This window comes from Collinsella aerofaciens (genome assembly GCF_015560135.1).
Lineage (GTDB): Bacteria > Actinomycetota > Coriobacteriia > Coriobacteriales > Coriobacteriaceae > Collinsella > Collinsella aerofaciens_AN.
In genome coordinates this window covers 1-7,707 of record NZ_JADMRH010000038.1, presented here as the reverse complement: position 1 = coordinate 7,707, position 7,707 = coordinate 1, and the positions used below count along the sequence as shown (strand labels likewise).

General features: G+C 53.9%; 9 protein-coding genes and 1 pseudogene. 4 read left to right on the top strand and 6 right to left on the bottom strand.

What is annotated here, in order from left to right:
• Nucleotides 1-534 precede the first annotated feature (534 nt).
• Nucleotides 535-660 carry a hypothetical protein gene (locus I2H19_RS10050; protein ID WP_256637919.1) on the bottom strand — a complete coding sequence of 42 codons (126 nt, stop codon included), beginning with the start codon at nt 658-660 and terminating at the stop codon, nt 535-537.
• Between the two features lie 77 nt (nt 661-737).
• Nucleotides 738-986: a hypothetical protein gene (locus I2H19_RS09690; protein ID WP_195622530.1), complete on the bottom strand. Its 249-nt coding sequence runs from the start codon at nt 984-986 to the stop codon at nt 738-740.
• A 600-nt stretch (nt 987-1,586) separates the two neighbouring features.
• Between I2H19_RS09690 and I2H19_RS09685 the strand changes: the two genes are divergently transcribed.
• Both I2H19_RS09685 and I2H19_RS09680 read left to right on the top strand, forming a co-directional pair.
• Nucleotides 1,587-1,745 (top strand): ribbon-helix-helix domain-containing protein, encoded by a 159-nt coding sequence (locus I2H19_RS09685; RefSeq protein WP_082421961.1) that lies wholly within the window; start codon nt 1,587-1,589, stop codon nt 1,743-1,745.
• A 187-nt stretch (nt 1,746-1,932) separates the two neighbouring features.
• On the top strand, nt 1,933-2,532 hold the full coding sequence (locus I2H19_RS09680; RefSeq protein ID WP_195622529.1) for a helix-turn-helix domain-containing protein: 600 nt from the start codon (nt 1,933-1,935) through the stop codon (nt 2,530-2,532).
• Between the two features lie 1,186 nt (nt 2,533-3,718).
• Here I2H19_RS09680 and I2H19_RS09675 read toward each other — a convergent pair.
• The 3 genes from I2H19_RS09675 to I2H19_RS10140 form a co-directional block, all read right to left on the bottom strand.
• On the bottom strand, nt 3,719-4,021 hold the full coding sequence (locus I2H19_RS09675) for a ribbon-helix-helix protein, CopG family (RefSeq protein ID WP_195622528.1): 303 nt from the start codon (nt 4,019-4,021) through the stop codon (nt 3,719-3,721).
• The gene (locus I2H19_RS09670) at nt 4,021-4,572 is read right to left on the bottom strand and encodes a ParA family protein (protein ID WP_195622527.1); all 552 of its coding nucleotides are present in this window, start codon (nt 4,570-4,572) and stop codon (nt 4,021-4,023) included. The genes I2H19_RS09675 and I2H19_RS09670 overlap by 1 nt, the downstream gene beginning before the upstream one ends.
• Nucleotides 4,573-4,677: 105 nt before the next feature.
• Nucleotides 4,678-4,851, bottom strand: coding sequence for a restriction endonuclease, SacI family (locus tag I2H19_RS10140; protein ID WP_411266903.1), 174 nt, complete (start codon nt 4,849-4,851; stop codon nt 4,678-4,680).
• Nucleotides 4,852-5,158: 307 nt separating this feature from the next.
• On the opposite strand from I2H19_RS10140, the gene I2H19_RS09665 reads away from it, so the two are divergent.
• Together I2H19_RS09665 and I2H19_RS09660 are read left to right on the top strand one after the other, a co-directional pair.
• Nucleotides 5,159-5,527, top strand: a complete 369-nt coding sequence (locus tag I2H19_RS09665; RefSeq protein ID WP_195622526.1) for a hypothetical protein — start codon at nt 5,159-5,161, stop codon at nt 5,525-5,527.
• A gap of 200 nt (nt 5,528-5,727) precedes the next feature.
• Nucleotides 5,728-6,132: a hypothetical protein gene (locus tag I2H19_RS09660; RefSeq protein WP_195622525.1), complete on the top strand. Its 405-nt coding sequence runs from the start codon at nt 5,728-5,730 to the stop codon at nt 6,130-6,132.
• A gap of 999 nt (nt 6,133-7,131) precedes the next feature.
• On the opposite strand, the pseudogene I2H19_RS09655 reads toward I2H19_RS09660, so the two are convergent.
• Nucleotides 7,132-7,707: pseudogene (locus I2H19_RS09655) on the bottom strand (CAP domain-containing protein); the annotation flags it as partial.

Below are 7,707 nucleotides of genomic sequence, written 5' to 3'. Positions count from 1 at the left end.
TCGACGATGGCGTCGTTCATCTGCCAAATCGTCTCCCACGGGCGGTCGGTGAACTTCAGCACGTTCTCATGCCCGAAATGGGTGTCGCTGGTGAACCAGATCATTCCATTGTCTCCTTGTCGCTAAAAACCGTTCTCCTTTGCGCAGTTGAGGAGACGTATTTTGAGCGACATGAGGCGTTCGAACCTCATGTTCTGTGCTCCAATCTGCCGGATTGTCCCAGCTAAAACTTCAAAACCTCGTGCGGGCAGAAAACCGTGTCCCGTTTGTGGGGTCATAGTATAGGCACTGTTAGAACTAATAGCCCAAATCCGTTGCCAACTAGCCACTATTAGCAACTATTAGGCCTTTTGGACAGTCGAACTGACTAATAGCCACTATTTGTTGGGCTGTTTTGCAACCACGAGCGCTGCCGTGGATTCTTGATACGGCGCATCGACAACAGCAATGTCAAACGGGTAGAATGGTGCCGACGGCAGCCCAAGTCGTAGGAAGCTGGGCAGAGCCGTTGCTTTGAAGAGTTAGGTCACCGCCTTAGCGACGGTGACCTTTCTTTTTGGGCTTCGAACCCTGCTTGAGTGCCTTGGAAAGGCCGACGAGGGCCGTGAGGAGCGAGACCAGGGCGGTCAGGAGCTTCACGAACTCGGTGAAATCGGTCATGGGCATCACCTCCCATCGGATGGAGGGCTCTGCCCGGCACGAGGACTGCCGACAGCGCTGCTGATTCTAGCAGAGCGTCATTCTTCTTCGATCAATCCGTGCTCCACTCCCTCGCCGGAATCCAGTCTTTCCGCAGATCGACGAAGGTGTTCTTGATTCCCGCGACCCCAAAACGGATCGTCTTTGCGCTCGTCACGGGCCTTGAGCTTGCCCCTGGCTCTCTCGACGGCCTCGCCAGTCGCTTGCCGCCGAACCTCATCCTTAACTTCCTCGCCGATCTCCCCAAATTCCAACGCCGGTCCGTTCTTGCTCACCGGTCCGTACATGCTCGGCCCTCCCCTGCTCGCGACCTGTTTTCCAGCCAAGACCGTACTCGCTATTGCTTCTAATAGCTTGAACAGCTCTTCATCCGGCCACTATTAGCAACTATTAGTCCAAATCCTCCAGCCCAGCAGCCAATAATCACCATTAGCCCAGCTAAACGACCAAAACAAATCGCCCGGTGCACAGAATCTGAACAGTCACGAGACGCGTTGAACTCAACATGCGCGGCCTGTCCCGCGTGGACAGCTACAGGGTCGTCTGCGTCGCCGGCCCTGTTGCCATTCAATCAGCTGCATAATATACAGGCAGGTCTCCCGAGTACTCCCGTCGCCCTAGTGCGTTGCCAGTCAAAGCAACGAGTAACGCTTGGGTAAGAGGGCCCACCTTCACTCTTGGTGAATCACTCGCCGCCCCTGTGCCCTTTTCGGCAATTTCCTGTATCCCTTTTGGAAACTCGAGTGCCTATCTGGCCGGCGAAAAGATTTAGCGAATTTAGGTGTACCACTCTGTGTTAGTTTGTATTTTAGACAGTATTTGTGATACGCTTTGTTTCAATCAGTAGTGATACGATTTCGTTTGTTCAACGAAGGAGGTAATTGTCTATGGCAGTGGCCGAGGAGAAGAAAAGAATCCAGGTTACTCTGCCTCTCGAAATTTGGCGTGATCTCGATGACTACGCGAAGAGCCGCGGTGTAGCTAAGTCGTCTATGGCGGCGATCGCTATCGCCGAGTTTTTGGAGCGTGTTAAAGAGCAAAAATAGATATGAAAAAAGCCCCCTACCGCCAAGTAAGAAGGGCTTTTTCCATGTTCAAATGTGGCTTTCTGGCCTGTTACCTGCAATCCTAGCACACGTATGCTTCGATTTGGGTCCCTATGTTGAAGTACTACCAAAATACTATGGCATCACTTCGACTGATGGCTAGATAGCCTCAACGAGAGGCTAGTTTATGGATACCAGAAATTTAAAACCGGATGTGGGCGGTGGCTATCCGTGGGACACAGATAGCCACCCGTCCGGCCCCGCAAGCCCGTCTGGAATGGGGGCGGCGTCCGATTTCGCGAATCAGGCCGTCACAGATGCCGCCACGCCCAATAGTGAGAGTCACCGCGAAGCACTTCGCCGGGCATCGGATGAATCGTCCCGTGTCGCCCACATGGTGCAGGATATGGTCAGCGAGAAGGTCGCGATCATCAAGCCGCCGTGGATGCTCGAGCTCGGTTTGCCTAGACTTGACACCGATATCATGGGGCGGATTTGGTCGTTCCAGCGCAAAGACGTTTACAAATCCACCTGCTACATCAGCCTTGCCACCATGGCGGCGGACGTCAACTCGGATCGGTCGAACGTCAAGAAGAGAATCGATAAGCTCGTCGAACTCGGTCTTTTGATTAAGTCGCCGCGTGGTAATAACAAATCTGTTGAGTACCGGCTCGATATGACGGCGATCGCTAAGCGCAGGCTCGAAGTCGAGGAGGGTAGGAAAAAGCAACGCGCCGAGAATTCGGCGAAACGCAAAGCTCAGTGGGACGCAAAGCATTCTGCCTAGTTTGAAGGGCTATGGGTTGTATGAACCCATAGCCCTATTTCTTTTTCTTACAAACTATGGGTTGAAAGAACCTACAGCATAGCTATGGGTTGTTCTAACCAATAGTTTGGCGAAAAATCATTTTATTGATAGGGGGTTAAATAATGGTTCTTCAGCAAGACTATTGGTTAGAACAACCAATAGTCTTGCTGACAGAGATCGCGGACGCTTTTCCGTGACGGTATAGCTATGGGTTGAAAGAACCCATAGACAATTTAAGCCACTTTTCTAGCTATGGGTTAATCCAACCCATAGAAAGCGATCGAAAAATGCCAAAAAGTACCGGAATAGTTATTTCAACCCATAGTTTGAGCCTGTGTTAACCGGGGCCAACTTATCAACTATGGGTTGTCTCACGAGACTATGGGTTGAAATAACCCATGCCAACTATGGGTTCAGTTAACCCATGCACTATGGGTTGAAATAACCACAACTATGGGTTGAAATAACCACAACTATGGGTTCATACAACCCACCAAGTCTGACTAGAGTGAATAAGATTCACTTAGTCTGAGCTCAAGGGAGAAACGGAGAAATCTACCAGAAAGCATTTAATGATCGAACGATATACAAACAAGGAGATCCTTCGTCCTTGCCCTCCGTTCGGCTACGCCTCACTCCGCGTCGCCTGTGGCTCCTTGGCGCTCGCTGCGCTCGCACTCCGGTCGCCTTCGGCTCCCTGCGCGTCGGCTGCGCCTCCTTGCCCTCCGCGCGCTTGCGCACGCTCCGCGTCGCCTGTGGCTCCTTGGCATGGCCTTCGGCCAAAAGTGTGGGGGCTCCGCCCCAACTCCCCACCCACGTTCTCGCCGATCCCCGGCGCCGGCGTCGCCTTCGGCTCCCCGGGCGACCTATCGCACTCAGTCGCAACCCGTCCAATTCGGCAATGAGTGCCGAATCCGATTCCTGGTCGATCGGGATACCGGTATTCAGTCAACCTTGCACAGAATACCGCTAGAAGGTCACAGAATTGAAAATAGGACGACTTATTGGTGGGGTTTGACCGTTTTCTCATTGCTATATAAAACGAGGTCTTAAATCGGCTCTCAGTGGCCTAAAAAGAGACAGGAGCACCTTTCGATACCCCTGTCCTGATCCTCTTGGACTTCCATTTTGTCACAACGTTAAGAACGTTACGTCGTTCTCTTCGTTAAAACCCGTTTTCGGCAAGGTACTCGTCGAACAGCTCACGTGCGATGTCGGAAACGGACTTGTCCTCCTCGAGCGCGGCCTGCTTCAAGCGCTTGCGGTAGCTCTCGGGAACGTAGACAGACAGCTGAACAAGCCTCTCAGATGCCCCTTCAGCGCCCTTTTTGGGGCGCCCGGCTTTCCGTACCTGCGGAGCCGGTTTCTGGGGCTCGGATGCGCTCTCAACGATTTTCTGCTGCCTCTCCTCGGCCTTCTCCGCGGCGACGTCGAAGTAGGAGGTCGATTTCTTGAACTTTCCGGCCATTACAGGACCTCCTCGATCTCGTCCAAGATGCTCTCGATTGCCTGGGCGGCCTTGCCGCTCTTGGCGATTTCGTATACGGGTTTGCCCAGGGCCGCGCCCTGCTTGAAGGCCGCCGCGGTCGGAACGGTGCCCAGCACGGGCAGGTCGTCGGCCTCGAGCAGTTCGAGGAACTGGCGGTCGACCGTCTGGTTTGCCGCGAAGTTGTTGACGATTATGGCGAACGATAGGTCGGGATTGGCCTCGGTGATGACCTTGATCGTGCGCTTCATGGGCTTCAGGCCCAGCGTGCCGGGCTGCACCGGGATAATCGCGATGTCAGCGTTCTTGGCATACTCGGCGGTGTCATCGCTCAGGAACCCCGGCGTGTCGATGACGTTCACGGCGTCCTCGTCGTCGAGCAGCCCCTTCTCGTGGTTCGCTCCGCCCTGAGGGTCCAGGTTACCGAAGCCGACCTTGTGGCCGCGGCGCTCGAGACCCCAGGCGATCTCGTCGGCGAACGTGGTCTTGCCGACGCCGCCTTTCTGATTGACTAGCAGGATGTTCGTCGCCATGTCCTCCCCTTTCTGAAATAGCATAGTCATATATTAGCACATTAACATGTGACTACATTAAGCAATTATAAGTCGCAGGTAGAAATATATGAACATGTTATGCAATTAGCATAGTATTACATTAACGTGTTCACGGCTGTGGGTTGTTTTAACCCACAGCCGTGCTAAAGTTGCCAAAAGGGGCACAAAGGCCAATACGTTTGTGCAGTGCCGGCACAGCGACCTAGCATCGTATGCACCGGCGGAATCATCGTTGGCCTGCAAGGAGAGCATATCCACGCGCTCACGGCCGCCGGAGGCCTCGTGATGCAGCACGCGCCGGACGGCGACTGGAAGTGCGTCGATTGGGATGCGCTGCCGCCCGGCTCGACAGATACGGTTACAAGGTCGCTGGATGCGAGACGGGGCCCTTCCGACCACCGACGCAGCGAGGCGGTTACGCGAGTAGGAACGCAAGGGTAAAAACGCATCGTCGCTGAACCAGTGAGGCAGTATTCTTTAGTTAGATGATGGATATTGAAATTAATTAGCGTATAATGTATATATCTCATAATGTATGCGTTTCACCATGAGAGAGGGATCTGTCATGAGCTGGAAACCGAGAAAATGCGTTATCGCCTTACTGACTTTGGCGGCTCTGGCGTGTTTCGCCGCCTTGATCGCCGTCAATATCAAACCGCAACACGATGCTTATCCCTCATCTTTGTCCATTAAAAAGGGCCAAGATTTCAGCCTCGGCCGAAACGTCAATTATTTTGACAAGCTAAAACCTAATGAGGAAAACATCTTGATGTTCTGGGCATCGTGGCGTCAGCACTGCGAATCTCTCATAGAGGATATGCAACAACTTGATAATTTCGCAGCCTTAAGGAAGAACCTTTTCACTGTTTCCGAGGACAGCACGATTGAAGAAGCCTCGGTCCATGAAGGAGACTTTCCCATATACATAGAATAAGATAAGACCGTGTATGACCAATATGAACTTGAGCATATTCCGTCCGTATTCATACTGGATGACCAAGGAAACATCATCGGCTCATCCGAAGGAGAGGAAGAACCTCTTGCCTTATTAAAGAAATACGCCGAATACAACGGATATAAAGCGGAAGGAGGCGACATCGAGTAACTATCAAAGGCCAGATTAAGGAGCCAGCCATGAAGAAATGCCTGCCCTCCATCGTCTCAGCAGCTCTTTGCCTCTCCCTTGTCATGACACCATTTGTACCCGTTGCGGCAGCCTATGCCGACGAGGGATCTCCCGCCGAGAGCAGTGAGATCTACGTCGGAGACAACTACGACGAAAATTACAATATATCCCCTTTTGAGCGCGGGCGCTGCACGGATTCATATTCCAAGGCGTGGTGCGATTCTCACGGATTTGCAAATAACCGCCCTGTTCCTCACAAGGTCAAGCTGATCCCGAAGGAGGAGGCTTGCCTGCGCGATCTCTACGTTGCTGGCACCGCTGGTGTGATCGCCGGTTACGTGAAAAGCGGTCCTGGCGGCGCTTTGTATGCAACCGCAGCGGCATCGTACCGACTTTTCACTTGCCTGTTCTAAAAGGCAGTTGCCATGCTGTCGCAAAATCAATCGAGATACTTGGTCACAATCTGCTTTACCCTGCTCGCATTACTCTTTGCTAGCGACCTTTTGCTGAAACCGCCCAAGGAACTCGTTTTGCTTGCCATAGACTGCATTTCCGCCCTTTACTTTACGGCAACCCTATTCGTCGGACTAAAGGAGAGGAAAAAAGGCGCAGTCGCCTTATCCGCCGTATGCTTGATCATAACCATTGCATCATTCTTTATCTGACACATTGGTGATTTAGGGGCGATATCGTAGGAATACGACCGGGAGAGTCGGGACCATAGGCTCCGGTAAGAACCTTCGCCATGCCCCACGTATCGAGCCCGATGATTTCCCCGCCGGACGCCCTGACGGTCACGGCCTCCGGCGTCCACGCGATTTCATCGTTCGTGAGACGGATGGGTGTGACGATGCCGGCGTCCATCCGCCTCACGACCTCATTCCGCTTATCGCGCCAGCCCGGCTTGAGCCATTTGATGACGGTCGGACGCGAGACGCCAAGGACGCACGGGCGCAGCTCGAGCTCTAATACATGAGGTCCCAGCTTGTAATGCGTGAACATATGACTACATTAACATGGTCATGTATTACCGAACGTTATATGCTGAGCTGGATCCGCCCGTCTGTTATCTTGGCTGCTGACCGCTGAGAACATGGCCGCCGTCATCGGCAAGGATGGCGTGGAGACGGAGATTCAGGTGGGGCAGATGCGCCAAACACTGGGCAAGCCTGGCTTCGATTGGCTGTTTAATAAGCACTAACGGTTGAGTTATTGCATCATAATCGCAGCTGTAAATAGGTGACCATATGACCATGCTAACATGTGCGCACAGTCATATGGTCACAGTTGTAGATCGGTTTAATCTGTGGCCCTTAAGCTGAAGCTGCCTCAACGAACCGTGGCTGGCGAAACGAAAAAAGGGGAGTTCCTTTTTGCAGGATTCCCCTTTCCGAGTCGTTATGCGATTTGCACTACATCTGCTCGCGGCGCTTCTTTTGATCGAGGAAGACGCCGGCTGCCACGAGGACGGTACCGCCGATGGCGAACGTCTCGCCGATGAGTCCCGCGCGGTCGCCGGTCTGGGCGAGGCTGCCGGGCTGGGCGGTATCCGTGCCGGCGAGGTGCTTCGGGGTGTATGCCGCCTGCTGCTTTGCGGCCTCCTCCGCCTCCTGTCGTGCAATTTCATCGGAAAGCTTCTGTTCCGCTGCGATGCGGTTGGACTTCGCCAACTCGTAGGCGGCGAGTGCCGCATCATAGCCGGGCTGGAGCCCGTCCACCGCGGCCTGCTTCTCGTCCAGGATAGCCTTGGCGGGCGCGACCTTGGCACGTGCCTCGACTGCTGCGGCGAAAAGCGCGTTGAGGGCGTCATCCGCGTTCGCGTCATGACCGGAAGCGATCGCCGCGCCGGCATCGATGGAGTTCAGCTTCGACAGCTTGGCGTCTGCCTGCGCCTTTGTCTGCTCGGCGGCAGAGACCAGGGACTCGGCGGCGATGGCATCCGCCTTCGCGGCATCGAGCGCGGCCTTGGTGTCATTGACGGCCTTTAC

Excerpts from the sequence above, each read along its gene's own strand:
- I2H19_RS10050 (WP_256637919.1), bottom strand. The coding sequence starts at position 660 with ATGACCGATTTCACCGAGTTCGTGAAGCTCCTGACCGCCCTGGTCTCG.
- I2H19_RS09690 (WP_195622530.1), bottom strand. The coding sequence starts at position 986 with ATGTACGGACCGGTGAGCAAGAACGGACCGGCGTTGGAATTTGGGGAG.
- I2H19_RS09685 (WP_082421961.1), top strand. The coding sequence starts at position 1,587 with ATGGCAGTGGCCGAGGAGAAGAAAAGAATCCAGGTTACTCTGCCTCTC.
- I2H19_RS09680 (WP_195622529.1), top strand. The coding sequence starts at position 1,933 with ATGGATACCAGAAATTTAAAACCGGATGTGGGCGGTGGCTATCCGTGG.
- I2H19_RS09675 (WP_195622528.1), bottom strand. The coding sequence starts at position 4,021 with ATGGCCGGAAAGTTCAAGAAATCGACCTCCTACTTCGACGTCGCCGCG.
- I2H19_RS09670 (WP_195622527.1), bottom strand. The coding sequence starts at position 4,572 with ATGGCGACGAACATCCTGCTAGTCAATCAGAAAGGCGGCGTCGGCAAG.
- I2H19_RS09665 (WP_195622526.1), top strand. The coding sequence starts at position 5,159 with ATGAGCTGGAAACCGAGAAAATGCGTTATCGCCTTACTGACTTTGGCG.
- I2H19_RS09660 (WP_195622525.1), top strand. The coding sequence starts at position 5,728 with ATGAAGAAATGCCTGCCCTCCATCGTCTCAGCAGCTCTTTGCCTCTCC.